The 25,880-nt window shown below is 67.0% G+C and carries 26 protein-coding genes; 19 read left to right on the top strand and 7 right to left on the bottom strand.

The window, feature by feature from the left end; translation table 11 throughout:
• Nucleotides 1-15: 15 nt before the first annotated feature.
• The 4 genes from B4920_RS14135 to B4920_RS14150 form a co-directional block, all read right to left on the bottom strand.
• Nucleotides 16-834 (bottom strand): mechanosensitive ion channel family protein, encoded by an 819-nt coding sequence (locus B4920_RS14135; protein WP_079435343.1) that lies wholly within the window; start codon nt 832-834, stop codon nt 16-18.
• A gap of 62 nt (nt 835-896) precedes the next feature.
• Complete coding sequence (locus B4920_RS14140) at nt 897-1,397, bottom strand: putative toxin-antitoxin system toxin component, PIN family (RefSeq protein WP_254050941.1); 501 nt, start codon at nt 1,395-1,397, stop codon at nt 897-899.
• A gap of 91 nt (nt 1,398-1,488) precedes the next feature.
• Complete coding sequence (locus B4920_RS14145) at nt 1,489-3,312, bottom strand: alpha/beta hydrolase (RefSeq protein WP_079435344.1); 1,824 nt, start codon at nt 3,310-3,312, stop codon at nt 1,489-1,491.
• A 16-nt stretch (nt 3,313-3,328) separates the two neighbouring features.
• On the bottom strand, nt 3,329-4,351 hold the full coding sequence (locus B4920_RS14150; protein WP_079435345.1) for an MBL fold metallo-hydrolase: 1,023 nt from the start codon (nt 4,349-4,351) through the stop codon (nt 3,329-3,331).
• Nucleotides 4,352-4,478: 127 nt separating this feature from the next.
• Between B4920_RS14150 and B4920_RS14155 the strand changes: the two genes are divergently transcribed.
• The 12 genes from B4920_RS14155 to B4920_RS14210 all read left to right on the top strand — a co-directional run bounded on the left by B4920_RS14155 (nt 4,479) and on the right by B4920_RS14210 (nt 12,202).
• Nucleotides 4,479-4,916, top strand: a complete 438-nt coding sequence (locus B4920_RS14155) for a MerR family DNA-binding transcriptional regulator (RefSeq protein WP_079435346.1) — start codon at nt 4,479-4,481, stop codon at nt 4,914-4,916.
• 195 nt (nt 4,917-5,111) lie between these two features.
• Nucleotides 5,112-6,254 carry a carbonate dehydratase gene (gene can / locus B4920_RS14160; RefSeq protein ID WP_079435347.1) on the top strand — a complete coding sequence of 381 codons (1,143 nt, stop codon included), beginning with the start codon at nt 5,112-5,114 and terminating at the stop codon, nt 6,252-6,254.
• Between the two features lie 193 nt (nt 6,255-6,447).
• Entirely contained in the window at nt 6,448-6,888 is a 441-nt protein-coding gene (locus B4920_RS14165; RefSeq protein WP_079435348.1) for a PaaI family thioesterase, read from the top strand.
• A 16-nt stretch (nt 6,889-6,904) separates the two neighbouring features.
• On the top strand, nt 6,905-7,525 hold the full coding sequence (locus B4920_RS14170; protein WP_079435349.1) for a 2-hydroxychromene-2-carboxylate isomerase: 621 nt from the start codon (nt 6,905-6,907) through the stop codon (nt 7,523-7,525).
• A gap of 102 nt (nt 7,526-7,627) precedes the next feature.
• Nucleotides 7,628-8,230 carry a 2-hydroxychromene-2-carboxylate isomerase gene (locus B4920_RS14175; protein ID WP_079435350.1) on the top strand — a complete coding sequence of 201 codons (603 nt, stop codon included), beginning with the start codon at nt 7,628-7,630 and terminating at the stop codon, nt 8,228-8,230.
• 10 nt (nt 8,231-8,240) lie between these two features.
• Nucleotides 8,241-8,825 carry a TIGR00730 family Rossman fold protein gene (locus B4920_RS14180; protein WP_079435351.1) on the top strand — a complete coding sequence of 195 codons (585 nt, stop codon included), beginning with the start codon at nt 8,241-8,243 and terminating at the stop codon, nt 8,823-8,825.
• Between the two features lie 121 nt (nt 8,826-8,946).
• The gene (locus B4920_RS14185) at nt 8,947-9,147 is read left to right on the top strand and encodes a DUF1289 domain-containing protein (protein ID WP_079435352.1); all 201 of its coding nucleotides are present in this window, start codon (nt 8,947-8,949) and stop codon (nt 9,145-9,147) included.
• 10 nt (nt 9,148-9,157) lie between these two features.
• Nucleotides 9,158-9,337 (top strand): DUF1289 domain-containing protein, encoded by a 180-nt coding sequence (locus B4920_RS14190; protein WP_079435353.1) that lies wholly within the window; start codon nt 9,158-9,160, stop codon nt 9,335-9,337.
• 9 nt (nt 9,338-9,346) lie between these two features.
• Entirely contained in the window at nt 9,347-10,264 is a 918-nt protein-coding gene (locus B4920_RS14195) for an MBL fold metallo-hydrolase (RefSeq protein ID WP_079435354.1), read from the top strand.
• Nucleotides 10,265-10,420: 156 nt separating this feature from the next.
• Complete coding sequence (gene rapZ, locus B4920_RS14200; RefSeq protein ID WP_079435355.1) at nt 10,421-11,260, top strand: RNase adapter RapZ; 840 nt, start codon at nt 10,421-10,423, stop codon at nt 11,258-11,260.
• Entirely contained in the window at nt 11,257-11,664 is a 408-nt protein-coding gene (locus B4920_RS14205) for a NusG domain II-containing protein (RefSeq protein WP_088179468.1), read from the top strand. Before rapZ ends, B4920_RS14205 begins: the two co-directional genes overlap by 4 nt.
• Nucleotides 11,645-12,202, top strand: coding sequence for a Gx transporter family protein (locus B4920_RS14210; protein WP_173862667.1), 558 nt, complete (start codon nt 11,645-11,647; stop codon nt 12,200-12,202). Before B4920_RS14205 ends, B4920_RS14210 begins: the two co-directional genes overlap by 20 nt.
• On the opposite strand, the gene B4920_RS14215 is transcribed toward B4920_RS14210, so the two are convergent.
• Nucleotides 12,177-12,641, bottom strand: a complete 465-nt coding sequence (locus tag B4920_RS14215; RefSeq protein WP_079435356.1) for a ribonuclease HI family protein — start codon at nt 12,639-12,641, stop codon at nt 12,177-12,179. The two genes, B4920_RS14210 and B4920_RS14215, sit on opposite strands and share 26 nt — an antisense overlap.
• Before the next feature lie 200 nt (nt 12,642-12,841).
• Here B4920_RS14215 and B4920_RS14220 point away from each other — a divergent pair, with 200 nt between their 5' ends.
• The 3 genes from B4920_RS14220 (at nt 12,842) to fumC (ending at nt 16,046) form a co-directional block, all read left to right on the top strand.
• A complete protein-coding gene (locus tag B4920_RS14220) occupies nt 12,842-14,050 on the top strand; it encodes a glycosyltransferase family 1 protein (protein ID WP_079435357.1) in 1,209 nt (402 codons plus the stop codon).
• A gap of 4 nt (nt 14,051-14,054) precedes the next feature.
• Nucleotides 14,055-14,579 carry a phosphatase PAP2 family protein gene (locus tag B4920_RS14225; RefSeq protein ID WP_079435358.1) on the top strand — a complete coding sequence of 175 codons (525 nt, stop codon included), beginning with the start codon at nt 14,055-14,057 and terminating at the stop codon, nt 14,577-14,579.
• A gap of 75 nt (nt 14,580-14,654) precedes the next feature.
• Nucleotides 14,655-16,046 (top strand): class II fumarate hydratase, encoded by a 1,392-nt coding sequence (fumC, locus tag B4920_RS14230; protein WP_079435359.1) that lies wholly within the window; start codon nt 14,655-14,657, stop codon nt 16,044-16,046.
• Here fumC and B4920_RS14235 read toward each other — a convergent pair.
• Complete coding sequence (locus B4920_RS14235; protein WP_079435360.1) at nt 15,986-16,930, bottom strand: zinc dependent phospholipase C family protein; 945 nt, start codon at nt 16,928-16,930, stop codon at nt 15,986-15,988. The two genes, fumC and B4920_RS14235, sit on opposite strands and share 61 nt — an antisense overlap.
• Before the next feature lie 150 nt (nt 16,931-17,080).
• On the opposite strand from B4920_RS14235, the gene B4920_RS14240 reads away from it, so the two are divergent.
• A complete protein-coding gene (locus tag B4920_RS14240; RefSeq protein ID WP_079435361.1) occupies nt 17,081-20,494 on the top strand; it encodes an ATP-binding protein in 3,414 nt (1,137 codons plus the stop codon).
• 56 nt (nt 20,495-20,550) lie between these two features.
• Here the strand turns inward: B4920_RS14240 and B4920_RS14245 are convergent, their stop codons facing one another.
• Nucleotides 20,551-20,880, bottom strand: a complete 330-nt coding sequence (locus B4920_RS14245) for a YnfA family protein (protein ID WP_079435362.1) — start codon at nt 20,878-20,880, stop codon at nt 20,551-20,553.
• A gap of 107 nt (nt 20,881-20,987) precedes the next feature.
• Here B4920_RS14245 and B4920_RS14250 point away from each other — a divergent pair, with 107 nt between their 5' ends.
• From B4920_RS14250 to B4920_RS14260, 3 genes are all read left to right on the top strand, one after another.
• Nucleotides 20,988-22,409 carry a sensor histidine kinase gene (locus B4920_RS14250; protein WP_079435363.1) on the top strand — a complete coding sequence of 474 codons (1,422 nt, stop codon included), beginning with the start codon at nt 20,988-20,990 and terminating at the stop codon, nt 22,407-22,409.
• A complete protein-coding gene (locus tag B4920_RS14255) occupies nt 22,406-24,841 on the top strand; it encodes an EAL domain-containing protein (protein WP_079435364.1) in 2,436 nt (811 codons plus the stop codon). Before B4920_RS14250 ends, B4920_RS14255 begins: the two co-directional genes overlap by 4 nt.
• A 166-nt stretch (nt 24,842-25,007) precedes the next feature.
• Nucleotides 25,008-25,877, top strand: a complete 870-nt coding sequence (locus B4920_RS14260) for a phosphate/phosphite/phosphonate ABC transporter substrate-binding protein (RefSeq protein ID WP_079435365.1) — start codon at nt 25,008-25,010, stop codon at nt 25,875-25,877.
• The last annotated feature ends 3 nt before the right edge of the window (nt 25,878-25,880 follow it).

The following is a 25,880-nucleotide window of genomic DNA, read 5'->3' on the forward strand; positions in this document are numbered from 1 at the left end:
CGCGACGGCCTGGCGTCAGACCTGCTGACGCAGAACCTGATGCGGTGCCGGTACCGGCCAGCCGTTGGCACTGCCAATCTCGGCGAGGGTCTTGTTGGTGTCGAAATACACCTGCCAGTAGTGATCGTTGTGGCAGTGGGGGCGCACCACGAGCCGGGTGCCGGCGGCGTTGAACTCGAGGATCTCCACGTCCGGGGCGGGGGTCGCCAGCACGTTGGGGATCTGTGCGACGCGGTTGCGGATCAGCTCCATTGCCTGCTGAGGGGCGACGCTGTGGGCCAGTTGCGCGAACAGTTCGACGCGGCGTGACGGGTTGGCGGTGTAATTCACGATGTTGTCGGAGAACAGCTTGTTGTTGCCGACGGTGGTGCGCACGTCGTCGGGCTGGTCGATGGTGGTGGCGAACAGGCCGATCTCCTTCACCGTGCCGGTGATGCCGGCGCCGCTGATGAAGTCGCCGACCTTGAAGGGCCGCAGGATGATCAGGAAGGCGCCGGCGGCGAAGTTGGACAGCAGGCCACTCCAGGCCACCCCGATGGCCACGCCGGCAGCCGCGATCAAGGCCGCGAAACTGGTCGTTTCGATGCCGAACACGGACAGGATGACGATCACCAGAACGATGCGCAGGATCACCCGCAGGGTGGCTTCCAGGTAGCGGACCAGCGTCGGTTCGACTTTCTGGCGGGTCATGCTGCGGCTCGACAGGTTGCTGACCATGTTGATCAGCCAGCCGCCGATGATCCACAGGGCAATCGCACCGGCCAGCTTCCAGCCGAGGGGGATGAGGTAAGAGGTGACGAAACCGGTGAGGTCGATGTCGCTGTCGAGGGCCATGGCAGTGCTCCGTGGGTTAACAGGTTTGAAACCAGTCTAGTCGCTGCCCGTGGCAAAAGCTGCTATGCCAAGTTAATTTTTTGTGGCGCATCCCCGGAATCGGGCAGCAGGGCCTGCAGGCGTTCCGGGGGAAGGATCGCAAAGCGGGCGGCGACCACCGGGCGGCGACCCAGCTTGAGGACCAGCTTGTCGCGGGACAACAGGGCCCGGGCGCCGCTGTCGCGGGCGACTTCGAGGAATTTCTGGTCGTCCCGGTCGAGGCAGTTCGGGAGCTCGCAGGCCGGTGGATCGACCGCTTCGACGAGGTGGCAGCGGGCCCGGTAGGCCGCGGCGATCTCGGCCTGGCGCTCCGGCGTCTGCTTGAACTGGGAATAGGCCAGGACCCGGACCAGTTCGTCGAGGCAGTCCTCGCGGCCGATGGGGCGCAGGGCTCCACTTTCGACGGCGGCGCGCAGGCGGACCAGGCTCGGGTCTTCGAACATCCACAGGGACAGCACCACGTTGGTGTCGAGCACGACCGGCAGGCCGTGGGGCAGGGGGGCTTCGAGGAGATGGGTAGCCACGGGAGGGATAGGCAAAAAAATACGGAACTCAGGTCAAAACAGAAAGGGGGCCGCAGCCCCCTTCCGGTCAATCAGGTGCTAATGCACCCGTTCAGGCGGCCTGCTGTACATCCAGACGGGACTTGACGTAGGAACCCGGGGCGTCCTCGAGCACCTTGAGGGTGCCCTTGACGGGATCGCGGGCCGGCACCTTGCTGGCGTCCTGGCCTTCCAGCCAGGCTTGCCAGTCGGTCCACCAGGAGCCCGGATGCTGCTCGGCGCTGGTGAAGAACGCGTCGGCGGTTTCGGGCAGCTTGGCGGCCGAGTTGGTCCAGAAACCGTACTTGTTGGCCGCCGGCGGGTTGACGATGCCGGCGATGTGGCCGGAACCGCCCAGCACGAAGCGCACGTTGCCGCCGAAGTTGCGGGCACCCGAGTAGGTGCTCTTCCACGGGGCGATGTGGTCTTCGATGGTGGAGATGAAGTAGGTCGGAACCTTGATCTTGCCGAGGTCGATGGGCACGCCGCCCACTTCGATGCCACCCGGCTCCTTCAGCAGGTTCTTCATGTACATGTTGCGCAGGTAGAAGCTGTGCATCTTCGCCGGCATGCGCGTGGAATCGGAGTTCCAGAACAACAGGTCGAAGGGGAAGGGGTCCTTGCCCATCAGGTAGTTGTTCACCACGAAGGACCAGATCAGGTCGTTGGCGCGCAGCATGCTGAAGGTGCCGGCCATCTCGGAGCCTTCCAGGTAGCCGCGCTCGAACATCTTCTTCTCGAGGCTGGAGACCTGGCCTTCGTCGATGAACACGCCCAGCTCGCCCGGATCGGCGAAGTCGGTCATGGTCGTGAAGAAGGTGCCGGAGGCGATCCGCTTGTCACGCTTGCCGGCCATGTAGGCCAGCGTGGTGGCCAGCAGGGTGCCGCCCAGGCAGTAGCCGGCGGCGTTGATCTCCTTCGCGCCGGTCTGCTCGACGATGGCGTCCACCGCGGCCAGCGTGCCTTCCAGCAGATAGGAGTCGAAGCTCTTCTCAGCCAGGCGCTCGTCCGGGTTGACCCAGGAGATCACGAAAACCGTATGGCCCTGGTCCACGCACCACTTGATGTAGGAGTTCTTCTCGCGCAGGTCGAGGATGTAGAACTTGTTGATCCACGGCGGCACGATCAGCAGCGGGCGCTTGAACTGGTCCGGGGTGCTGGGCGTGTACTGCAGCAGCTGCATCATGTCAGTCTGGAAGACGACCTTGCCCGGCGTGGTGGCGACGTTCTTGCCCAGCTCGAAGGCCGAGGTGTCGGTCATCTTGACGCGCAGGTTGCCGTCGCCTTCTTCCACGTCGCGCAGCAGGTTGTTCAAACCCTTGATGAGGTTCTGGCCGTGGCTCTTGACGGTTTCCCGGAAGACTTCCGGGTTGGTCAGCGCGAAGTTGGACGGGGACAGGGCGTCGATGTACTGACGGGTGTAGAAATTGACCTTCTTCTGGGTCTGGTCGTCGAGGCCGTCCACGCTGCTGACCGTGTCATGGATGTGACGGGCGGCGATCAGGTAGGACTGCTTCATGAAGTCGAACAGGAAGTGCTCCTGCCATTCCTCGTCCTTGAAGCGCTTGTCGTCCTTGGCCGGAGAGGCCACCGGGCTGCCGCCCATGCCGGTGAAGCGCATGACGGAGTGCTGCCACAGGGAGAAGTAATCCCACACCAGGTTCATCTGGGCCTGGGCCAGGCGATACGGATTGGCGAGCAGCTTGCCCATCATGTCCATGAAGGCCTGGGCGATGCCCAGTTCGTCGGACGGGGTACTGAGGCCTTTCTTGACCTGCTTCTGGATATGGTCGGCGAGCAGTTTGGAGGCCCGCTGCGCAACTTCGGCGTAGGTCTTGGCGACTTCTTTCGGGTCCGGCAGTTCGGACTTGACGGTTTCTTTTTCTGGCGCAGCCATTCGTGGGCTCTCCTAATTAATGGCTTTTGACGAAACGGACAATTCCATCGCTATCCACCGACCGGCACACCTCCCTTTTGCGCTCGAGATGGTTCAGGTGGGCGATGGCTTCCCCCATGGCAAACATGACCTGATGCGTGTCGAGCGGCCGCGGGAACAGCGTCGTCAGCAGTTCCCCCGCGCAACGCGGCACATCACAGGCGGCGAGAAGTTCCGCACAGCGTGCATCGTGGTGCTCGACGAGCTGATCCACGCGCAAGCCGATATTGCGGAACGGACTCCCGTGGGATGGTAGCACGAGCGTTGTTACCGGCAATCGCTTGAACTTGCGGATCGAATCGAGGAAGCGGCCGAGGGGATCGTCCTCGGGCGTGACCGCGAAAACGCTGACATTGGTGGAGATCCGCGGCAGCAGCATGTCGCCGGAAATGAGGATGCCGGCATCCTCGCAAAAGAGGGACATGTGCTCCGGCGAATGGCCGTAGCCGACGATGATTTCCCAGTCGCGGCCGCCGATACGCAGGCATTCGCCATCCACGACGCGTTCGTAGCGGGACGGCAGCGAAGGGACGCCGCGCTCATAGGCATTGCCGCGCTGGGCGAGGGCCTGGCAGCGTTCCTCGTCGAGGCCGTTGCGGCGGAACTGGGCGACCATCGGCTCAGTGCCGTAGCCCCCCAGCTGGTGCCAGACGGCATGGCCGCTGAGGTATTCGCCGTGAGTCATGGTGATGCCGGCGCCGGTGCGTTCCGACAGCCACTGGGCGAGGCCCAGGTGATCGGGGTGGAAATGGGTCACGATGATCCGTGTCACCGGTTTGCCGACGTCTGCCAGGATGCGTTGCCAGGCTTGCTGGGTAGCCTCCAGGCCGAAGCCGGTGTCCACGATCGCCACGCCGTCGCCATCCTCGATCAGCCACAGGTTGATGTGGTTGAGGGCGAAGGGCAGCGGCATCCGGATCCAGTGCACCCCGGGCGCTACCGTCAGCGTCGTGCCTTCGGATGGAAGGGTGTCGAAGGGGTATTCCAAGGTCTCGCTCATATGCCGTTCTCCTGGTTGGGTCTTGTAATGTTTATTGGGAAGTGTGCGCGTTGCCCGCGCTGTTGAAATCTGATCTACTGCGCGCCATTCCGTGCCCTGACGCCGTAAGCCGCGTCCGACTCGACTCATGAGCCAGGAACAAACCTACACCATCACCGATCTCGCCCGCGAGTTCGGGATTACCCCGCGGGCGATCCGTTTCTACGAGGACGAAGGCCTGCTCGCGCCGACCCGCGCCGGCCGCAACCGTGTCTATGCGCGGCGCGACCGCACCCGCCTGCGTCTGATCCTGCGCGGCAAGCGCCTGGGCCTGTCGCTGGCCGAGATCGGCGAACTGCTCGGCATGTACGATGGCGTGCGCAATGCCGCGCCCCAGCTGAAGCGCTTCCTCGCCGTGCTGGCGGACCGGCGCCGGGCCATCGAGCAGCAGCGCGAGGACATCGAAGCCGTGCTGGGGGAAATCGCCATGCTCGAAAAGCAGTGCACCGAACTCCTGGCCGAAAATCCTGCCGGTGCGGCGGCAGCCCGTGCCGAACTGGCAGCCCGTTTGCGCGACGCACCATGATTTTTAGCAGGAAAATTACGTTAACGTAAGCGTAATCTGTCGTGTCGTAAGCCTTGTCCCGTGTGCCATGCGAGCCTTTTGCCGCGGGGTTGATAAGGTGTCGCGGGGGATTTTTCCGCCGCCATCATGGGTGAAACCGGGGGCGAGGACGGGTATCGTACTGACCTGTTCCGTTTTCAAAGGAAGAGAAGATCGATGGCAGTAACACTCCGCGTTCTCGGCTCCGACAACAGTGTCGAACTCGAACATGTCCGCCAGTTTTTCCGCAACTATGCAGGATGGCTGGGGGTGGATCTGGCGTTTCAGAGCTTCGGCGATGAAATGGCCAGCCTGCCGGGGGCATACTCGGCGCCGGCCGGGCGCTTGTTCTTTGCAGAACTCGACGGCCAGCCCGCCGGTTGCGTCGGCATCCGCCCCTTCACCGAAGGTGTCTGCGAGATGAAGCGCCTGTACGTGGAGCCCGAGCTCCGCGGCAATGGCGTCGGACGCGAACTGGCCCTGGCGGCCATCAAGGCAGCCAAGAGCCTGGGTTACCGCCGCATTCTGATCGATACCCAGCCGGCGATGCGCATCGCCGTCAAGCTGTATCGCGAACTGGGCTTCACGGAAGCGCCGGCCTATTATCCGACGCCGCTCGAAGGCACCATGTTCCTGGCCCTCGATCTGGATAACTGGAACGAGACCGAGGTCAATAACGAGAACCTGTTCCACCTCTTCGATTACAACCTGGCCTGGGCCAAGCACATGCGCCAGGTGGACCCGGGTTTCTTCGAGAAGCTGTCCAAGCTGCAGGCCCCCGAGTACCTGTGGATCGGCTGTTCCGATTCCCGCGTGCCGGCCAACGAGATCATCGGCCTGCTGCCCGGCGAAGTCTTCGTCCACCGCAACGTCGCCAACGTGGTGGTGCACACTGACCTCAACTGCCTGTCGGTGATCCAGTTCGCCGTCGATGTGCTGAAGGTCAAACACATCATGGTGGTCGGTCACTACGGCTGCGGCGGCGTCGGTGCGGCGCTGCGCCGCGAGCGTGTGGGACTGGTGGACCTGTGGCTGCGTCACGTGCAGGACGTGCATGTAAAGCACGCCAGCCGCGTCGATGCGCTGCCGCCGGAGCTGCGTCAGGATCGTCTGTGCGAACTCAATGCGCTGGAGCAGGTGGTCAACGTCTGTCAGACCATCGTTGTGCAGGACGCCTGGCGGCGCGGTCAGCGCCTTACCGTGCATGGCTGGGCCTACGGCCTGAAGGACGGCCTGATCCGCGACCTGGGCATCAACGTCAGCCGGCCGGAAGATCTCACCCCGCGCTACCTGTCGGCGCTGGAAGCGCTGGAGGCCTGATCTGCAGGATGTCCGCTCCACGCAGGGGGCGGAACATTCCTGTAGGGGCGAATGAATTCGCCCGCGGAGGCGGATAAACGTGGCAGGGTGAATGAATTCGCCCCTAAGGGGAGCCGGGGCGACAGCCCGGCGGCTCCGGAGCCAAAAAGAAAAGCCGGGTAAACCGGCAGCACAAAACAGGAGACATGCGGCGATGGCCGATTTCAAATTGCGCGAAGGCGTCAGCCTGGAATCCCTCAACAGCCGCGGTGCCGGGCACCTGCCGGGCTGGTTCGGTTTCGAGGCGGTCGCACTGGCGCCCGGCAAACTGTCCTCGCGCATGTTGATCCGCCCCGAGATGCTGGCCCCCAACGGCTTCCTGCATGCGGCGACGATCATTGCACTGGCCGATACCTCGGCCGGCTACGCCACCATCGCCCACCTGCCCGACGGGGCGCAGAGCTTCACGACCATCGAGCTGAAGAGCAATTTCCTCGGCACCCAGACCGACGGCGTGCTGCTGTGCGACGCCACCGCGGTGCACCTCGGCCGCAACACCCACGTCTGGGATGCCGAAGTGCGCTGTGGCGGTAGCGACCGGCGCCTGGCCCTGTTCCGTTGCACCCAGATGATCCTGTGGCCGAAGGCCGCCTGAACGGGAGATTGCCGCCATGAACACCCCCCAACGTTCCGCCGCGCCGCTGGATTTCTACTTCGACTTCTCGTCCCCGTACGGCTACTTCGCCGCCGAGAAGATCGACGAGCTGGCTGCCCGCTACGGGCGCAGCGTGCTGTGGCACCCCTTCCTGCTCGGCGCCACCTTCAAGGTCACCGGGCTGGGGCCGCTGCCCAGCATTCCGCTGAAGGGCACTTATTCCCTTCACGATATTCAGCGCTCGGCGCGCTATTTCGGCCTGCCTTACCGTCAGCCGAGCAGCTTTCCGCTGCCGACCCAGCATGCCGCCCGCGCCTTCCTGTGGATCAACGACCGTGATCCGGTGTTGGCCCGTCAGTTCGGGCTGGCCATCTACCGCGCCTATTTCGTCGATGATCAGAACATCTCCGACCTGGCCGTGGTGCTCGACGTGGCCGCCGGTCTGCGCCTGGACCGGGACGAATTGTCCGCCGTCGTCGGCAGCGCCGAGATCAAGACCCGGCTGATCGCCGAAAGCGAACTGGCGCTGGCCCGTGGCGTGTTTGGCTCGCCCTTCATCTTCGTGGACGGCGAGGCCTTCTGGGGCGCCGACCGCCTGTCGCAGGTCGAGAAGTGGCTGGCCGAAGGCGGCTTTTGATTACGTGAGGAACTTGTGCCGCGGGTCTGTTGCCCATCGCGAAGCGCCTGCCATGGATAATGCGGGGCCTTGAATCAAAGCCCCACGACCCCGGAGACCTGGATGTCCGCCCCGATCGATTTTTATTTCGACTTTTCCTCGCCCTACGGCTACCTGGCTTCCGAGCAGATCGACGTCATCGCGGAAAAATATGGCCGCACGGTGATGTGGCACGCCATCGTCCTCGACGCCCATTTCCAGCCCCAGGGCGGCATGCGCATCCCGTCCGCGCTGATGCGCTCCGAGTATGTGCGGCGCGACGTTGAGCGCTCGGCGGCCTTTTTCGAAATCCCCTTCAAGGAGCCCAGCCCTTACCCGCTGCATACCGAGCATGCCGCCCGCGCCTTCCAGTGGCTCAGCGATCGCAACCCGGACGAGGCGCGGACGTTTGCCCACGCGGTGTACCGCGCCTATTTCGTGGACGGCCGCAACATCGCCGAGACCGCGGTGTTGCTCGATATTGCCGAAACGCTGGGTCTCGACCGGGAAGACGTTTCGTCAGCCTTCGCGGATGCCGGCACCAAGGCCCGCCTGAAGGCCGAGATCGATCTGGCCGAAGCCCGCGGCGTGTTTGGCTCGCCCTTCTTCATCGTCGAAGGTGAGGGCTTCTGGGGTAACGACCGCCTGCTCCAGCTTGAGCGCTGGCTGGCCAAGGGGCCGTACTGAGGAGCGGGCGATGCGGCGTATCTGCGTATTCTGCGGTTCTCGCATGGGCGGCCGGCCGGTCTACCGGGAAGTGGCTGAGACGCTCGGCCAGACGCTGGCCGAGAAGGGCGTCGAGCTGGTCTATGGGGGCGGTAACGTCGGCCTGATGGGCGCCGTCGCAGATGCTTGCCTGGCGGCCGGCGGCAAGGTGGTGGGCGTGATCCCGCGGGCGCTGCTGGACTGGGAAGTCGGTCACGAGGGTCTGACCCGCCTGGAGGTGGTGGACTCCATGCACACCCGCAAGGCGCGCATGGCCGAACTGGCCGATGGCTTCATCGCATTGCCTGGCGGGCTCGGCACCTTCGAGGAACTCTTCGAGATCCTCACCTGGGCCCAGCTCGGTTTCCACGCCAAGCCGGTCGGCCTGCTCAATGTGGAAAGCTACTACTCGCCGCTGATCCAGATGCTCGACCGTGGCATTGGCGAAGGCTTCATGAAGGCCGAGAACCGCGGCCTGCTGCAGATCGAGGACAATGTCGCGGCACTGTTGCGAGCCATGGGTCAGCACCACCCGCCGGCCGTCGGCAAGCGCATCCGCGATGAGAAGCAACTTTGAATGGCGTCGCCGTCCGCCGCCTGAACGAAGTCCGCGGGCGAATGAACTCCCCCCAACAAGCCGTTCCAACCACGACCCGTCGCCACGCAGCGGCGGGCATCCTTGACCCAGAGAGTGTTTCATGAGCATCCCCTCCCCCTGTATCAACGTCTGCCGCATGGATGAGGCCGCCGGCTACTGCGCAGGCTGTTTCCGCACCATTCCCGAGATCACCGAGTGGAGTGGCGCCAGCGAGGCCCGCAAGCAGGCCATTCTGGACCTGATCGCCGGGCGCCAGGCGGCCCTCTTCGATGGCCCGGCGGCCAGCGCGCAGCCCGCCTGAGGACGCCGCGATGAGCGACGACAATCCCTGCGTCGGCATCTGCCAGATCGACGAAAGCGGCTACTGCATCGGTTGCGGCCGCAGTGCCGACGAGATCTTCGGCGAGACCGATTCCGCGGTGGGCGGCCAGGACAGCGCGACCGACAGCCTGAAACCCGTCGCCGGCTCGCCGGCGGACGCGTCAGACTGAGCGTCGGCCATGTCCGCCTGTCCCTTGCCGCCCGGCATCCGGGTGCTGGAGCGCGGCTGGCTGTCCGCCAACAACGTGTTGCTGTTCGACGGCGACACGGCCACGCTGGTGGATAGCGGCTACGTCACCCATGCCGGCCAGACTGTCGCACTGCTGCGCGAAGCGCTGGATGGACGGCGTCTTGGCCGTCTCCTCAACACCCATTCCCATTCCGATCACATCGGCGGCAACGCGGCGGTGCAGCGCGCCTTTGGCTGTGCCATCGGCGTGCCGGCGGGCATCGCCGAGGCCGTTCACGCCTGGGACGAGGCGGCCCTGCTGCTGAGTACCGCCGCCCAGCAGGGCGAGGCCTTCCGGCCCGATCACGTCATCGCCGCCGGCGAGCGTCTGCAGATGGGCGGCTACGAATGGCAAATCCTGGCGGCCCCCGGTCACGACATGGACGCGCTGGTCTTCCACGCGCCCGACGCGCGCCTGCTGATCTCGGGCGACGCCCTGTGGCGGGACGGCTTCGGCATCCTGTTCGCCGAGGTCCTCGGTGCCGGCGGTGGACTGGAGGGCGCGCGCTCCACGCTGGAGGCCATTGCCCGCCTGCCGGTGGAGCAGGTCATTCCCGGCCACGGCGCACCTTTCGTCGAGGTGGAGGAGGCGCTGGAGTCCGCGTTCGCCCGTCTGCGCGCCTTCGAGGAAGACGGTGCGCGGATGGCCCGCAACGCGATCCGCGCATGCTTCACCTTCGCCCTGCTGGACGCCGGGCAGATGGACATCGACGGCCTGCCGGCCTACCTGGAGCGGGTGCCCCTGTACCGGGAGGCCAATCGCCGCTTTCTCGGTCTGGATGCCGGCAAGCTGGCGGAATGGCTGCTGCGGGAACTTGAACGTGCCGGCGTGGCGCGGGCCCACGGACAGACGCTGCGGGCGGCCTGAAAATCTGGCAAATCCCCGATCTGCGCGGAAACGCGGATGGTTGTGGCGAAAAATTTTGTTTATGCTGTTTCCGCCCTCGCCCCTTTCCCGGCTGCGGGACCCTCTGGCGCGGGTGCAAACCCCACCTTCGTTTTCGAAACAGGATTGCCCGACCTCATGCAACTCGTTCTGATCAGTGGACTGTCCGGCTCCGGCAAGAGCGTCGCCCTCAATGTCATGGAGGACTGCGGCCACTATGTGGTGGACAACCTGCCGTCAGCGCTGCTGCCGCAGTTGGTGTCCCACCTGCGCGGTGCCGGCTACCAGCGCATCGCGGTGGCCGTCGACGTGCGCTCGGGGGCCGGCATCGTCTCTTTGCCCAAACAGGTCGAGGCGCTGCGGGGGATGGTCGATGACCTGCGCTTCCTGTTCCTCGACGCCCGCGACGACGTGCTGATCGCGCGTTTCTCCGAGACCCGCCGCCGCCATCCCCTCGGCGATGCGTTCAGCACCCTCGGTGAGGCGATAGCCCGCGAGCGGGAAGAGCTGGCGCTGATCGCCGAGCTCGGCCAGCGCATCGACACCAGCGACCTGGCAGCCAACACGCTGCGCAACTGGATCAAGAATTTCATGAATCTGGAGGCCGGCAGCCAGATCGCCGTGCTGTTCCAGTCCTTCGGCTTCAAGCACGGCATTCCGCTGGATGCAGACCTGGTCTTCGACGTGCGCTGCCTGCCCAACCCCCACTACGATCCGCTGTTGCGTCCCCTAACCGGGCGGGACCAGCCGGTCATCGACTTCCTTGAAAAGGTACCCGAGGTGGGGCAGATGGTGGACGACATCTATGCCTTCGTGGCCTCCTGGCTGCCGGCCTACGTCAATGACAACCGCAGCTATCTGACCATCGCCATCGGCTGTACCGGCGGCCAGCACCGTTCGGTGTATGTGGCCGAACAGCTGGCTGCGCGCTTTCAGGACAATGCGCGGGTCCAGGTGCGCCACCGCTCCTTCAAATGAACCGGGCCGTCGCCCTGCGCCGCTGGCTGGCCGTGTGGGCGAGCTACCTGCAGGCGGGCGACGTCCTGACCCTCGGCGTCGCCCTGGGGGTATGCGTGCTGTCGGCGCTGACCCTGTGGCAGGGCGGACATCCGGACAAGGCCATCATCCGCGCCGGCGGCCGCGTCTTTGCCGAAGTCGACCTCAATGCGCCGCGGGTGGTGGAAGTGCCCGGTCCGATCGGCACAACCCGCATCGAGGTGCAGCCGGGCCGCGCCCGCGTTGCCGCCGATCCCGGCCCGCGCCAGTACTGCGTGCGCCAGGGCTGGCTCAGCAGCGCCGGCGCGGTGGCGATCTGCGCGCCCAACGAGGTCAGCCTGTCCCTGTCCGGGCGCACTGCCGACTATGACTCCCTCAACTACTGAGATCGAACTCAAGCCGACAGCGGACGACCACCGGGTGGCCCGCCACGCGGCGGCGGCCATCGTGCTGACCGTTGCGGAAGCGGCCATCCCGCTGCCGCTGCCGGGCATCAAGCCGGGCCTTGCCAACATCATCACGCTGGTGGTGCTGGCCCGCTGGGGCTGGCGCGAGGCGGCCTGGGTGGCGCTGCTCAGGGTGCTGGTCGGTAGCCTGCTGCTCGGCCAGTTCCTGGCGCCGGGTTTCTTCCTGAGCCTGACAGGTGGCGTGATGAGCCTGGTGGTGCTGGGGCTGGCGATGCATTTGCCGAAACGCTGGTTCGGCCCGGTCAGCCAGAGCGTACTGGCAGCCTTCGCGCACATCGGCGGCCAGGTGCTGGTGGCGCGCGTGTGGCTGGTGCCCCATGACGGGGTGTTCTACCTGGTGCCGGTCTTTGCGCTGGCGGCGACGGTGTTCGGCCTCGTCAACGGCCTGATCGCCGCCCGCCTGCTGTCCGAAGAGCTGGCGGAGAAGGGCGTCAGCGCCGCCGACGTCGGGAAATAGGTCGTGGCGCCGGCTTGTCCGGCAGGCCGAGGGCGGCCCGCGACAGGCGGTCGGCGTCCGGATTGCGGTGGCGGGGGACCCACTCCAGGCGCACTGACACGAAAGCACCCAGCTCGGTCTGCAGCCGCTCGATGATGCCGTGCAGGCGGGCGATGTCGGTGCGCGCTTCGCCGTTCAGATGACGGACTACGAAATCGCTGTCGCCCCGCACCCGCAGGTGGGCGGCTCCAGCCTCCCCAGCCAGGCGCAGGGCCTGTTCGAGGGCCAGCAGCTCGGCCTCGTTGTTGCAGCCGTTGCCGTGGGCGGTGGTCGATAGTTCAATGTGCTGTCCGTCCGGGCCGCGCAGCAGCGCGCCGAGGCCCAGCCGTCCGGGATTCGGGTAGGCCGAGCCGTCGAACCAGATCTGCCATTCGGTGCTGAGGTGGGGAGGCGAGTTCATCGGATGTAGGTGCGAAGTCATTCGCCCGCGGAGGTGGATTCGCGCGTTGCGGGCGGATGAATGCGCCCCAACGAGATCCGTGCCCACGGGATGTGCCGCAAGCATGCGGCAAATCGGGGCGGGCGAAAAGGCTGACGGCCGTCATCCACCCATCACTTCGCCGTAACACCGGTGCAGCATGCCGCCGCAACACTGGTGGGATGGACCACGCCGGACTCATCTGCCAGGAACTCGCCAGCCATCGGACCTCCCTCCGGGTGGCGGTGGTGACCGAGACTTATCCGCCTGAAATCAACGGGGTGGCGATGACCACCGGGCGCATCGTCGACGGCCTCGTCGCCGCCGGCCACCGGGTGGATCTGATCCGCCCGCGCCAGGCCCAGGAGGGGGGCGCCATCGCCGGTGGAAACGACGGTATCGAGGAGATGCTGTCCCGCGGCATCCCGCTGCCGCGCTATGCCAATCTGCAGCTCGGCCTGCCGGCCCGCAAGGTGCTGCTGAGGCGCTGGTCGCATCAGCGCCCGGACGTCGTGCAGGTCGTCACCGAAGGTCCGCTCGGCTGGTCGGCGCTGACCGCCGCGCGCAAGCTGAACCTGCCGGTGATCAGCGAGTTCCACACCAATTTCCACCGCTACAGCGGCCACTACGGCGTCGGTTGGCTGAAGCGCCCTATCGCTGCCTACCTGCGCAAGTTCCACAACCGGGCCGACCTGACTCTGGTGCCGACCCGCGCCCTGTGCTTTGAGCTGGCCGGACAGGGCATCCCGCGGGTGGATGTGGTGTCGCGCGGCGTCGATACCCGGTTGTTCGATCCGGACCGCCGCAGTGGCTTGCTGCGCCGCAGCTGGGGGCTGGAGCCGGACGATCTGGCGGTGGTGTACGTCGGCCGCATCGCCCCGGAAAAGAACCTGGCCCTGCTGGAAAAGGCCTTCGAGGCGATCCACGCCCGCCAGCCGCGGGCCCGCCTGATCATGGTCGGCAGCGGCCCGGCCCTGCAGGGCATGCGTGCGCGCCAGCCGCGGGCCATCTTTACCGGCCCGCAGACCGGCGAGGCGCTGGCCGAGCACTACGCCAGCGGCGACCTGTTCCTCTTTCCCAGCCTCACCGAGACCTACGGCAACGTCGTCGCCGAGGCCCTGGCCAGCGGCCTGCCGGTGGTGGCCTACCGGGACGCCGCCGCTCAGGAGCTGGTCAGCCATCAGGTGCATGGCTGGCTGGCCGAGCCGGGCAACGAGACGGCCTTTGTGGACGGCGCCGTGGCCCTGGCCGAGGCCCCCGAATTACGCGCCCGTCAGCGTCTCGCTGCGCGGGAGCGGGTGGCCAGCCTGGCCTGGCAGGCCATCGTCGACAGCCTGGTGGCCTTGCAGCGCCAGGTCATCCTGAGTTCCCCCGTCGCTGCCCGGAGGTAAACCCATGTTCGTGCTGCCCGCCCGCCTGCAACTGCTCGACGACCGCCTGGCAGTCCGCTCCAACCGCCTGTCCCGCCATCGTGGCCTGCGCGACCTGATGCGGGCGGTGAGCCGGCTTGGCGACGGGGTGGCCTGGTACACCCTGGCGGCCTGCCTGTTCGCGCTGTTCGGCGCCGAGGCCCTGCCGGCCTTGCGCCAGATGCTGGCCGTCGGCGTTATCGGGGTGATCGTCTACAAGATCCTCAAGACCCGCACGCTGCGCCCGCGTCCCTTCGAGGTGGTCAGCGACGTGGTGTGCACCGGTGCGCCCCTCGACAAGTTCAGCTTCCCGTCCGGCCACACCCTGCACGCGGTGAGCTTCTCCCTGGTGCTGGCCCAGCATTTTCCACCGCTGGCTCCGGCGGTGTTCGGCTTTGCGGCGCTGGTGGCCGTGTCCCGTCCGGTGCTCGGCCTGCACTATCCCAGCGACGTGCTGGCCGGCGGTGCGATCGGCGCCACGCTGGCCTACGGTGCCGTCACGCTGTTGTAAAGCCGCGCCCGATGGCCTGCTGCATCGGCTGCGAGGGACTAGACTGAAACTATGCCCGGTAGCCAGGAGATGCGCATGAGCACGCCGACCCGATCCGAGCGGGATTCCTTCGGCCCCATCGACGTTCCCGCTACCGCCCTGTGGGGCGCCCAGACCCAGCGTTCCCTGCACCATTTCGCGATCTCCATCGAACGCATGCCGGCCGCGCTGATCACGGCACTGGCCGAGGTCAAGCGCGCCTGCGCGGTGGTCAATGGCGAGCTTGGCGTACTGGCTGCCGACAAGGCGGCGGCCATCGTCGCGGCCGCCGACGAGGTGCTGGTGGGCGATCACCCGGAGGCCTTTCCGCTGTCCGTGTGGCAGACCGGCTCCGGCACCCAGACCAACATGAACATGAACGAGGTGCTCGCCAACCGTGCCTCCGAGATGCTCGGCGGCGAACGCGGCATGGGGCGGCGGGTGCACCCCAACGACCATGTGAACCTGGGCCAGTCGTCCAACGACGTCTTTCCGACCGCCATGCATGTTGCTGCCGTGCAGGTGCTGGCCGACGGGGTGCTGCCGGCCCTGCGCGCGCTGTTGGCGACACTGGCCGCCAAGGCCGCGGAGTTCGCCGACATCGTCAAGATCGGCCGCACCCATCTGCAGGACGCCACGCCGCTGACCGTCGGACAGGAGATGGGCGGCTGGGTGGCCCAGCTCGACCTGGCGGAAGCGGCCATCGTTGCCAGCCTGCCGGCGGTGCTGGCGCTGGCCATCGGCGGCACCGCGGTGGGCACCGGGCTCAACGCGCCGCCGGGCTTCGGCGAGCGGGTCGCCGCCGAGCTGGCGGGGCGCACCGGGCTGGCCTTCCGCAGCGCGCCCGACAAGTTCGCCGCACTGGCCGGCCACGATGCGCTGGTCGGCGCCCACGGGGCTCTCAAGCAGCTCGCCACGGCCCTGATGAAGATCGCCAACGACGTGCGCTGGCTGGCCTCGGGGCCGCGCTCCGGTCTCGGCGAACTGCTGATCCCGGAGAACGAGCCGGGCAGCTCGATCATGCCCGGCAAGGTCAATCCGACCCAGTGCGAGGCGTTGACGATGCTGTGCTGCCAGGTCTTCGGCAACGATGTGGCGCTGACGCTGGGCGCCGCGTCCGGCAACTTCGAGCTGAACGTCTTCAAACCGCTGATCGCCCACAACTTCCTCGGTAGCGCGCGTCTGCTGGCCGATGGGATGACCAGTTTCGACACGCACTGCGCGCGGGGCATCGAGGTGAACCGCCCGCGCATTGCCGAGCTGGTGGAGCGGTCGCTGATGCTGGTGACGGCGCTGAGTCCGCATATCGGCTACGACCGTGCCGGCGAGATTGCCAAGCTGGCCCACCACCGCGGCACCACGCTGCGCGAGGCGGCGCTGGCACTCGGCTACGTGACGGCGGAGGAGTTCGACGGGTGGGTGCGTCCGGAGGCGATGGTCGGGCTGTAAGCCGTGTGCGCCTGCTGGGCGACGAACAAGTCCTCCGGCAGCGGCAGGCAGGCCCGCAGCAGGCGGCGCGGTGCGGTAATCAGCCTGGCGCGGGCTTCGACCGGTTCGACTTCGGCCAGCCAGCCGGGCTGTTCCCCTTCCAGCAGGCGGCCGAGCTGGCCGAGGCGGCGGCCGGTGTGGCCGAGGTAGAGGTTGAAGCGGCGCTGCACGCGACGGTCGATGAAACGCGCCGCGTGGTACAGCCCGGCGTGCAGGCCGCTGTTGCGCAGCCAGCTTTCGCCCTTGGTGAGGGTGGCCAGGGCCTGGCCGACCTTGTCCGGATGGCACTGGAAGGCGCGCCCCATCAGCGGCGCGAGGACGTCCCGCTCGCTGCGCATCAGATCCGCCGGGCGGGCGAACAGTTGCGGCGCCACGTGGCGGTCCATGGCCCATTCCACCGCTACGTGGGTGGCCAGCTCCGACTCGAACCACAGCCGCTCATGGGCCGGCACGAAGTGGTTGTGGGCGATGATGTCGGCCATCAGATGGCTGGCGTAGCCGAGCACTGCGGCCTGCTCGGCATCGCCGCGGGCCGTATCCATCAGCGCCTGCAGCTGGGGCCAGCGGTGGCTGGTGGCCAGGGCCTCGGCGCCGGCGCTGCGGGCGGTGAGGGCCACGTCGGGCAGGCAGGCGCCGGCCATCACCAGCTTCGGGTGGCGGCGTGCCAGGCGGTGCAGGGCCGGGTCGGCAAGGGGGATCGCCCAAAGCAGCAACTGGGCGAAATAGACATGGGTGTACAGGCCCCAGGCCACTGCGTCGGCACTGGTCAGCAGCAGCGCCGGCAGCCACAGCAGCGTATGTGCGGCGAGCCGTCGGCGGGTGCGATGCAGGGGCAGGATGTCCATGCGTGACAATGTGCACGCTGCCTGTGACGAAAGCGTGGAATGGGGGTGTCAATGCCGTGACACCTGCCTTCAGACTGATCGCCACCTGCCGTTAGCGCCTGTTGCGCCGCTATCAATCCTTGTGAGTGGCGGTGCTTTTTGGGTTGGCTCATGAAACTGCCGTCGTTCGCGTTTTTTCCTGCATCCGTTCCGGGTCGGTTCCACCGCCTGCTGTTGATGGCCGTGGTATTGACCAACGTGGCGGCGATCGCCCTGGCGGCCTTCAACCTGAGCCAGAGCCAGCGCAAGGCAGAGGCATTGGCGACCCTGACGACCCGCAATCTGGTCGAAGCCGTCGAGCACAGCCTGGTCAGCACCAGCCGCACCATCGACGTGACGCTGCTGGCCCTGGTGGACGAGATCGAACGGTCCGAGCGTGAAGGCGCCGGCTATCTGTCCAACGCGGAGCTGCTGGGCCTGCTGGCCCGCTACAAGTCCTGGCTGCCCGAAACCGACGGCTTTCGCGTCTTCGACGCCCACGGCCGGCCGCGCTGGTGGTTCAGCCGGACCGGCTCGGCGGCCGGCATCGACGTCTCCGACCGGGACTATTTCAAGGTCCTGCGCGACGATCCGGGGCGCGGCCTGTTCGTGGCCCGGCCGGTGCTCAGCCGGGTGACCGGTACCTGGGTGATCACCTTCGCGCGTCGCCTGCGGCATGCGGACGGGGCCTTCGCCGGGGTCGTCACCGCGGTGGTGCCGCTCGAACACTTCAACCGCCTGCTGCCCCGGCAGCAACTCGGGCCCCAGGGCGGCGCCACGCTGCGTTACGAGGATCTCGGCTTGATCGTGCGTTCCCCACCGGTGCCCGGGCCGGCGGGGATGATAGGCAGCACGAAGGTGTCCGACGACCTGCGTACCCTTGTCGCCAGCGGCCGTCCGGAAGCGAGCTACCGGACGGTCACCGCTTCCGACGGGATCGAGCGGCTGAACACCTTCCGGCGGGTGGACGGATTGCCCTTCATCCTGGTGGTCGGCATGGCCACCGACGACTATCTGGCCGACTGGAACGAGTCGGTACGTCATACCGTCGAGTTGCTGGCGGTCTTTCTGCTGGTGTCGATGGGCTCCGCGGTGCTGATCGGGCGGCTTTACCGGCGCCAGTTCCAGAGTGCCGAAAACCTGCGGGAAAGCCATGCCCGTCTGGAAGGGACGCTCGCCGATCTGCGCAATCGCGATCAGGTGCTCAGCGCCACCGAGCAGGTGGCCGGCCTGGGGGTGTTCTCCATCGATCTGCACAGCGGCGAGGCCTACAGCTCGGCGCAATTGCGCGGGATCCTTGGGGGGGCGCCGGAGGAGCCCCTGAGTGTGGACATCTGGGCCGAGCGCATCCATCCGGATGACCGGCTGCGGGTGGTGTCCCGCTTCCGCGAGGGCCTGATGCAGCGGGGCGAGCCCTTCGACGAGGAATACCGGATCCGGCTGCCCGATGGCGCGATCCGCTGGATCCATGGAATCGGCGGCGTCGATCTGGACGCCGACGGCCGGCCGGTGAGTGTGCACGGGGTTTCGCTGGACATCACCGAGCGCAAGGAGGTGCAGGCCTCCCTGCAGGCCGCCCTGGACGAGTATGAAAAGCTGGTGGAGCGCATGCCGGCCGGCGTCTTCAAGCAGCGGGTGCGTGCCGACGGCAGTTTCAGCTTCGACTATGTCAGCCCGCGCTTCTGCGAGCAGGTCGGCATCGACGAGGCGGCGATCCTCGCCGACCCCCACATTGTCACGCGGCATATCCATGCCGACGACTATCCCGGCTATGTGGCGCGCTGCCAGGCCGTGCGCGAGCGGCCGGGCCCCTTCGAATGGGAGGGGCGCGTGGACGTCAATGGCGAGGCGCGCTGGATGGCGATCTTGTCGCGCCCGACCCGCCTGCCGAATGGCGACATCCTGTGGGAGGGGGTGCAGTCCGATGTCAGCGATCGCAAGCGCGCGGAACTGGCCCTGCGCGAAAGCGAGGCGCGTTACCGTTTGCTGCTGCAGTTCTCGCCGGTGGGGATCCTGCAGTACGACACCGAACTCAAGGTCAGCTACTGCAACACCCAATTTGCCGAGATCATGCAGGTGCCCCACGACTACATGGCGCACGTGGACTGTAGCCAGCTCAGCGACCGGCGTGTGCAGCCGGCGCTGCGGGCGGCGCTGGAGGGGCGCCTCGGCGAGTACGAGGGGCCGTACCGGACGACCTTTGCGGGCAAGGAGCTGAACATCGCGATGAACTGTTCGCCGCTGCGCGATCCGGCCGGCGGCCTGATCGGCGGCATCGCGATCCTGCAGGACATCACCGAGCGGGTATTGAAGGACCAGGAACTGGCGCGCTATCGCGACCACCTCGAAGAACTGGTGGCGGAACGCACCGCCGATCTGGTGGCGGCCCGTGCCGAGGCCGAACGCCTCGCACAGGCGAAGAGCGAGTTCCTCGCCAACATGAGCCACGAGATCCGCACCCCTCTCAACGGTGTGCTCGGGCTGGCCCACATCGGCTACCGGGAGAGCCAGGGGCGCGACCGGGCGCGGGATACCTTCGCGCGCATCCTGTCGTCCGGCCAGTTGCTGCTGGGCATCATCAACGACATCCTCGATTTCTCGAAGATCGAGGCTGGCAAGCTGCGCATCGAGGCGATCCCGGTGGAGCTCGCCGGCGTCATTGGCGAAAGCCTGGCCCTGATGGAGGCGCGGGCCCAGGCCAAGGGGCTGGTGCTGCGCTTCCGTCGGGCCACCCCGCTGCCGGAGCGCTGCGTCACCGATCCGCTGCGGGTGGGGCAGATCCTGCTCAACCTGCTCTCCAATGCGATCAAGTTCACCGAGCAGGGCAGTGTCACGCTGAGTGCCGAGTTTGCCGACGGGCAATTGATCCTGCGGGTCAGCGATACCGGCATCGGCATGAATGACGAAGAAATCGCCAAGGTCTTCGCCCCCTTCGAGCAGGCCGACAACTCCGTTACCCGCCGTTTTGGCGGCACTGGGCTGGGCTTGGCGATCACGCACCGGTTGGTCGAATTGATGGGCGGTCTGCTGAGGGTCAACAGCCGGCCCGGCAGCGGCAGCACCTTCGAGGTGCGTCTGCCCTGCGAGCCGCTGCCGGCCGGTGCGGCCCCCGAATTGCCGCTGCTGGCCGAGGATGCGCTGCCGGGCACCCGGCTGGCCGACATGCAGGTGCTGGTGGTGGAGGATAACGAGGTCAACCAGATGGTGCTGGAGGCCCTGCTGCAGGAAGAGGGCGCCCGCGTGACCCTGGCCGGAAACGGCAAGGAGGCGGTGGAGCAGGTGTGTGCCGGCGGCGACGAGGCTTTCCAGGTCGTGCTGATGGATGTCCAGATGCCGGTGATGGATGGTTATGCGGCCACCCGTGAGATCCATGCCCTGGCGCCCACTCTGCCGATCATCGGACAGACCGCCCATGCCTTCGAAGAGGAAAAGGCGCGCTGCCTGGAGGCCGGGATGGTGGCCCACATTGCCAAGCCGGTGGATCCGGAACTGCTGGTGCGGGTGATCCTCAGGCATGCCCGTCGCCGGGTTGCCGTTTCGCTGTAGACGACCGCCGTAGGGGCTGGCCCTTCGTTGGGGCGGGGACGGCTGCCGGCCCCGGCCTACGAACGTGGGGCGAACATGATGATCGCCATGCCGGCCAGCGCCACGCTGCCGCCGATGGCGTCCCACAGGGTCGGGCGGATGCCGTCCACCGCCCACAGCCACAGCAGCGCGACGCCGATATAGACGCCGCCGTAGGCCGCGTAGGTGCGGCCGGCGGCGGTGGGGTGGAGGGTCAGCAGCCAGGCGAAGGCGGCCAGGCTCACTGCCGCCGGCAGCAGCAGCCAGGCGCTGCGGCCCTCCCGCAGCCATAGCCAGGGCAGGTAGCAGCCGAGAATTTCGGCCACGGCGGTGACGGCGAAGAGTATGAGGGTCTTGAGTTCCGGCATGGTTGGATGGGGACACGAATGTGGGTCAAGATTAACCCGTCGCAGCAGGAACCGTGCCTCTCGGCCACGATCCAATCCTCGCAGGCCGGCCAATCGGAGGATCGTTCATGAGCGAGCAGTCCCGTAGCGAGCCCTTTCCGGCCGGCGATGCCTCATTCCGTCGGGTCGTCGAGTGGGCGCCAACCGCGATGGTGATGGTGGATCACGAAGGCCGCATCGTGCTGGTCAACGCCCAGGCCGAGCGCCTGTTCGGCTATGCCCGCGACGAGCTGCTGGGTGAGTCCGTCGACCGCTTGGTGCCGTCCCGCCTGGCGGGCCATCATCCGGCCTATCGGGCCGGCTTCTTTGCCGATCCGCATCCGCGGCCGATGGGCAGCGGGCGCGACCTGTTTGCCCGGCGGCGGGATGGCAGCGAGTTCCCGGTGGAGATCGGCCTGACGCCGATCGAGGCCGGCGGCAGCTTCATGGTGCTGGCGGCGGTGGTGGACATCACCGAGCGCAAGCGCCAGGAGGAGCGTTTTCGGCGCGTCGTCGAGTTTGCCCCGAGCGCGATGGTGATGGTGGATCGCAGCGGTCGCATCGTGCTGGTCAATGCCCAGACCGAGCAGCTGTTCGGCTATCCCCGCCAGGCGCTGATCGGCGAGGCCGTCGAGATGCTGGTGCCCGAGCGCCTGCGCGGCGAGCACCGGCAGTTCCGCAGCGGTTTCTTCCACGCGCCGCTGGCCCGGCCGATGGGCGTCGGCCGCGACCTGTTCGCGCGGCGTGCCGACGGCAGCGAGTTTCCGGTGGAAATCGGCCTCAACCCGATCGACACCGACGAAGGGACCATGGTGCTGGCTTCGATCGTGGATATCACCGAGCGGCGCCGCGTACAGCAGACGCTGGAGAATGCGCTGCAGGAAAAGACCGTACTGCTCAACGAGGTGCACCACCGGGTCAAGAACAACCTGCAGGTCATTTCGAGCCTGCTCAACCTGCAGGCAACCCACGCCAGCGATCCGCGCCTGCGCAACATCCTGGCGGAGAGCCAGAGTCGCGTGCGGGCGATGGCCCTGACCCACCAGCTGCTGTACGAGCGCAAGGATTTCTCGCGCATCGACCTCGGCGAATACCTCGACCGCCTCACCCAGTTGCTGCTCAGCAGCTACCGGGAGGACAGCGCGCGCATCGCGCTGCGCTGCGTGCTGCCGGGCGAGCCGCAGTTCCTCGACCTGGAGCGCGCCGTGCCCTGCGGCCTGATCGTCAATGAGCTGGTTACCAATGCCTTCAAGCACGCCTTCCCGGCCGGTCGCGGCGGTGCGGTGCAGATCGAGCTGACGGCGGTCGGCGCGGAGCTCGACCTGGCGGTGAGCGACGATGGCGTCGGACTGCCGGAGGGCTTCGACCTGGCTGGCGTGACTTCCCTTGGCCTTCAGCTGGTGCCGCTGCTGGCCGACCAGTTGCGCGGCCGGTTTACCGTGGCGAGCGGCGAGGGGGCCCGTTTCGCGTTACGCTTCCCGCTGGCCCTGCCGACCCGGAGATCTCGATGATTGCCGACAAGCCGATCAATCTGATGCTCGTCGAGGACGAACGCGTCGTCGCCTTCGACCTCAAGAACCAGCTGCAGTCCCTCGGCTATCGCGTCGGTGCGATGGTGGGGAGCGGCGAGCAGGCAGTGCGCCAGGTGGCCGACGTGGCGCCCGATCTGGTGCTGATGGACATCCACCTGGAAGGAGACATGGACGGGGTCGAGGCCGCCACCGAAATCCAGGCCCGCCACCGGATCCCGGTGATCTACCTGACCGCCTTTGCCGAGGACGACACCCTGCGCCGGGCCCTCGACAGCCGGCCCTTCGGCTACCTGGTGAAGCCCTGGGATGTGCGCGAGCTGCATGCGTCGATCCAGATGGCCCTCGCTCGCCGGGAGGTCGAAGTGGCGGTGGAGCGCAGCGAGCTGCGCCTCAAGCTGGCCCTGGAGGCAGCGGCGCTGGGCGTCTTCGAGTGGCAGCCCGGGCAGCCGCGCAGCCCAGGGGATGGCGGAACCGCCGCCGTGTTCGGTGAGGGCAGCTTGGTCGCCGAGGGCGATCGGGAGGCGTCTTTCCTGGCCCGCGTCAATCCCGATGACCGCGAGCGGGTTGCCGCCGGCCTGCAGGCCGCGCTGCTCAGCGACGATGCGCGGCGCATCGAGTTCCGTACCGCCCGGGACAATGGTGAGCCGCACTACATCGAGGCTCACGTGAAGGCCCATGCGTCCCGGCCGGTGCGCCGGGTGGTCGGCGTGCTGCAGGACGTGACCGAGAGGCACAAGATCGAAGAGCGCCTGCGCCAGTCGAGCGTGGTCTTCCATACCGCTGCCGAGGCGATCCTGATCGCCGACGGCGAGCGGCGGGTCTGCGCAGTGAATCCCGCCTTCACGCGGATCACCGCCTACAACGAGGCCGAGGCGCGCGGTTTCGACGTGGACGTGCTGTTGCGCATCCAGCGCGGAGAGCAGGGCAGCGCGGCCTTCTTTGCCGAGCTGGCGGCCAATCCGGACGGCTACTGGCAGGGCGAGGTGATCTGCCGGCGCCGCGGCGGCGAACCCTTTCCGGCCTGGCAGAGCCTCAGCGTGGTGCATGACGCTCAGGGGCGTGTCGGCAATTACGTGATCGCCTTTTCCGATGTGAGCGAGATGCACGTCGTCGAGGAGAAGCTGCATCACCTGGCCCACCACGACCCGCTCACCGGCCTGCCGAACCGTCTGCTCTTCGACGACCGCATCGAACAGACCATCGAGCTGGCGCGGCGGAGCCAGCAGCACTGCCTGCTGTTGTTCCTCGATCTGGACAGCTTCAAAGTGGTCAACGACACCCTTGGCCACGTGGTCGGCGACGAGCTGTTGCGCATCGTCGCCGGCCGCCTGCGCGGCGCCTTGCGCGGCACCGACACGATTGCCCGGCTGGGCGGCGACGAGTTCGTGGTGCTCACCGGCAGCAGCAGCCCGGAGTACGCGGCCGAGCTGGCCGGCAAGATCCTGCAGACCGTCAGTGCGCCGATCCGCCTCGGCCGGGAGGGCATCACCGTCTCGGGGAGCATCGGCATCGCGGTCTATCCGGAGGATGGCGGCGACCGCCACGCGCTGATGCGGGCCGCCGACATTGCGATGTATTCGGCCAAGGCCGCGGGGCGCAACCGCTACCAGTTTTACTCCCCCGAGATGGCGGAGCGCAGCAACGAACGGTTGAACCTGGAGCAGGGCCTGCGCCGCGCCATCGAGGAGGACCAGCTGCTGCTCCACTACCAGCCGCAGGTGGAGCTGGCCGACGGGCGCATCGTCGGGGTCGAGGCGCTGGTGCGCTGGAACCATCCGCAGCACGGCATGATTCCGCCGGTGCGTTTCATCCCGGTGGCCGAGGAGAGCGGCGTCATCGACAGCCTCGGGCGCTGGGTGCTCGAACGGGCCTGCCGCGAGGTGGCCGGCTTGCGCCAGCGCAGCGGCGAGCAGCTGCGGCTGGCTGTCAATGTGTCGGCGCGGGAGTTCATGCGCGAGGATTTCATTGCCAGCGTGCTGGCCACGCTGGCCCAGACCGGTTTCCCGGCCGCGGCGCTGGAACTGGAGATCACCGAGAGCACCCTGCAGACCATCGAGCGCAGCATGGAGATCCTGGCCGCCCTCAAGCAGCACGGGATCGCGGTGAGCATCGACGATTTCGGCACCGGCTATTCGTCCCTCAGCGTGTTGCGCGACCTGCCGATCGACCGCATCAAGATCGACCGCTCCTTCATCATTCACCTGCCGGAAAGGCGTGAAGGCATGGCCATCATCGAAGCCATCGTGGCCCTCGCCAGTTCCCTCGGCATGGAGATCATCGTCGAGGGCATCGAGCGGCGCGAACAGGCTACCTTGCTGCTGGGGCTGGGTTGCGGCGGTGGCCAGGGCTACCTGTTCAGCCGTCCGGTGCCCCATCCGCAGCTGCTCGATCTACTGGCCGGTACGGACTGAGTCCCGTCGCCGCGGCGCGCGGCCGCCGTCCGCACCTTTCTGTACGTGGACGGGGCAAAGTGCCATCATGGGGCCCAGGCACACGAAAAAGAACACGTGGCCCATGGCGCCCAGCCCAACAGACTTAGCCTTGCCCGACGCCATGGCCGGATCCAGGGAGTTCGGCATGCGTCTGTTGCACGATCACACTTACCGGCCTGGCCGGCGCAGCTGCCTGCACATGCTGGCGGCGCTGGCCGCCACCGGCCTGACGGCGTCCTGGCCGGCCGTGGCGGGCACCACCTACACCTTCGGTGTCGTACCGCAATTCGAGCAGCGCAAGCTGTTCGCCATCTGGAAGCCGGTGGTCGATGAACTGGCCCGCCGCACCGGGCTGGACATCAAGCTGGAGGTGACCCTGTCGGTGCCGGAGTTCGAGGCCGCCATTGAGGCGGGCAGTTTCGATTTCGTCTATGCCAACCCGTACCACATCCTGAAGCTGCGGGATTCCCAGGGCTACATTCCGCTGGTGCGCGACGAGGAGCCGCTGCGCGGCATCATCGTGGTGCGCAAGGACAGTCCGCTGAAGAGCGTGAAGGAGCTGGACGGCAAAACCATCGCGGTGCCGTCGCCGAATGCGCTGGGTGCCAGCCTGCTGCCGCGCGCCGAGCTGGAGCGCCTGCACGGTGTGCGGGTGCAGATGCTCAATGTGAAGACCCACAGCTCAGTCTATCTGCACGTGCTCAACGGCCTCACCGAGGCCGGCGGCGGCGTGCAGAAGACCCTCGCCGAGCAGCCGTCGGCGATCCAGGCCCAGCTGCGGGTGCTGTACACGACCCGCGACATCCCGTCCCATCCGGTGGCCGCCCATCCACGCATTCCGCAGGCGGTGCGGGAAAGTGTCCGGCTGGCGCTGCTGGCCATCGGCGCCAGCCCGGCGGGCAAGGCCCTGCTCGACGACATTCCGATGCCGCGGCCGGTGGTGACCTCCCTCGACGACTACCTGCCGATGCGCCAGTGGGGGCTGGAGAAGTACTGGGCCATGGACCGCAAGTAGGTG

The sequence above is a fragment of the Zoogloea sp. LCSB751 genome, from assembly GCF_002028455.1.
Lineage (GTDB): Bacteria > Pseudomonadota > Gammaproteobacteria > Burkholderiales > Rhodocyclaceae > Zoogloea.

What these genes read in the sequence shown, in the direction of transcription:
- B4920_RS14225 (WP_079435358.1), top strand. Translation starts at nt 14,055, where the DNA reads ATGTTCGTGCTGCCCGCCCGCCTGCAACTGCTCGACGACCGCCTGGCA.
- B4920_RS14195 (WP_079435354.1), top strand. Translation starts at nt 9,347, where the DNA reads ATGTCCGCCTGTCCCTTGCCGCCCGGCATCCGGGTGCTGGAGCGCGGC.
- B4920_RS14145 (WP_079435344.1), bottom strand. Translation starts at nt 3,312, where the DNA reads ATGGCTGCGCCAGAAAAAGAAACCGTCAAGTCCGAACTGCCGGACCCG.
- B4920_RS14180 (WP_079435351.1), top strand. Translation starts at nt 8,241, where the DNA reads ATGCGGCGTATCTGCGTATTCTGCGGTTCTCGCATGGGCGGCCGGCCG.
- B4920_RS14135 (WP_079435343.1), bottom strand. Translation starts at nt 834, where the DNA reads ATGGCCCTCGACAGCGACATCGACCTCACCGGTTTCGTCACCTCTTAC.
- B4920_RS14165 (WP_079435348.1), top strand. Translation starts at nt 6,448, where the DNA reads ATGGCCGATTTCAAATTGCGCGAAGGCGTCAGCCTGGAATCCCTCAAC.
- B4920_RS14205 (WP_088179468.1), top strand. Translation starts at nt 11,257, where the DNA reads ATGAACCGGGCCGTCGCCCTGCGCCGCTGGCTGGCCGTGTGGGCGAGC.
- B4920_RS14245 (WP_079435362.1), bottom strand. Translation starts at nt 20,880, where the DNA reads ATGCCGGAACTCAAGACCCTCATACTCTTCGCCGTCACCGCCGTGGCC.
- B4920_RS14260 (WP_079435365.1), top strand. Translation starts at nt 25,008, where the DNA reads ATGCGTCTGTTGCACGATCACACTTACCGGCCTGGCCGGCGCAGCTGC.
- rapZ (WP_079435355.1), top strand. Translation starts at nt 10,421, where the DNA reads ATGCAACTCGTTCTGATCAGTGGACTGTCCGGCTCCGGCAAGAGCGTC.
- B4920_RS14255 (WP_079435364.1), top strand. Translation starts at nt 22,406, where the DNA reads ATGATTGCCGACAAGCCGATCAATCTGATGCTCGTCGAGGACGAACGC.
- can (WP_079435347.1), top strand. Translation starts at nt 5,112, where the DNA reads ATGGCAGTAACACTCCGCGTTCTCGGCTCCGACAACAGTGTCGAACTC.
- B4920_RS14150 (WP_079435345.1), bottom strand. Translation starts at nt 4,351, where the DNA reads ATGAGCGAGACCTTGGAATACCCCTTCGACACCCTTCCATCCGAAGGC.
- B4920_RS14240 (WP_079435361.1), top strand. Translation starts at nt 17,081, where the DNA reads ATGAAACTGCCGTCGTTCGCGTTTTTTCCTGCATCCGTTCCGGGTCGG.
- B4920_RS14215 (WP_079435356.1), bottom strand. Translation starts at nt 12,641, where the DNA reads ATGAACTCGCCTCCCCACCTCAGCACCGAATGGCAGATCTGGTTCGAC.
- B4920_RS14235 (WP_079435360.1), bottom strand. Translation starts at nt 16,930, where the DNA reads ATGGACATCCTGCCCCTGCATCGCACCCGCCGACGGCTCGCCGCACAT.
- B4920_RS14170 (WP_079435349.1), top strand. Translation starts at nt 6,905, where the DNA reads ATGAACACCCCCCAACGTTCCGCCGCGCCGCTGGATTTCTACTTCGAC.
- B4920_RS14210 (WP_173862667.1), top strand. Translation starts at nt 11,645, where the DNA reads ATGACTCCCTCAACTACTGAGATCGAACTCAAGCCGACAGCGGACGAC.
- B4920_RS14220 (WP_079435357.1), top strand. Translation starts at nt 12,842, where the DNA reads ATGGACCACGCCGGACTCATCTGCCAGGAACTCGCCAGCCATCGGACC.
- fumC (WP_079435359.1), top strand. Translation starts at nt 14,655, where the DNA reads ATGAGCACGCCGACCCGATCCGAGCGGGATTCCTTCGGCCCCATCGAC.
- B4920_RS14185 (WP_079435352.1), top strand. Translation starts at nt 8,947, where the DNA reads ATGAGCATCCCCTCCCCCTGTATCAACGTCTGCCGCATGGATGAGGCC.
- B4920_RS14250 (WP_079435363.1), top strand. Translation starts at nt 20,988, where the DNA reads ATGAGCGAGCAGTCCCGTAGCGAGCCCTTTCCGGCCGGCGATGCCTCA.
- B4920_RS14155 (WP_079435346.1), top strand. Translation starts at nt 4,479, where the DNA reads ATGAGCCAGGAACAAACCTACACCATCACCGATCTCGCCCGCGAGTTC.
- B4920_RS14190 (WP_079435353.1), top strand. Translation starts at nt 9,158, where the DNA reads ATGAGCGACGACAATCCCTGCGTCGGCATCTGCCAGATCGACGAAAGC.
- B4920_RS14175 (WP_079435350.1), top strand. Translation starts at nt 7,628, where the DNA reads ATGTCCGCCCCGATCGATTTTTATTTCGACTTTTCCTCGCCCTACGGC.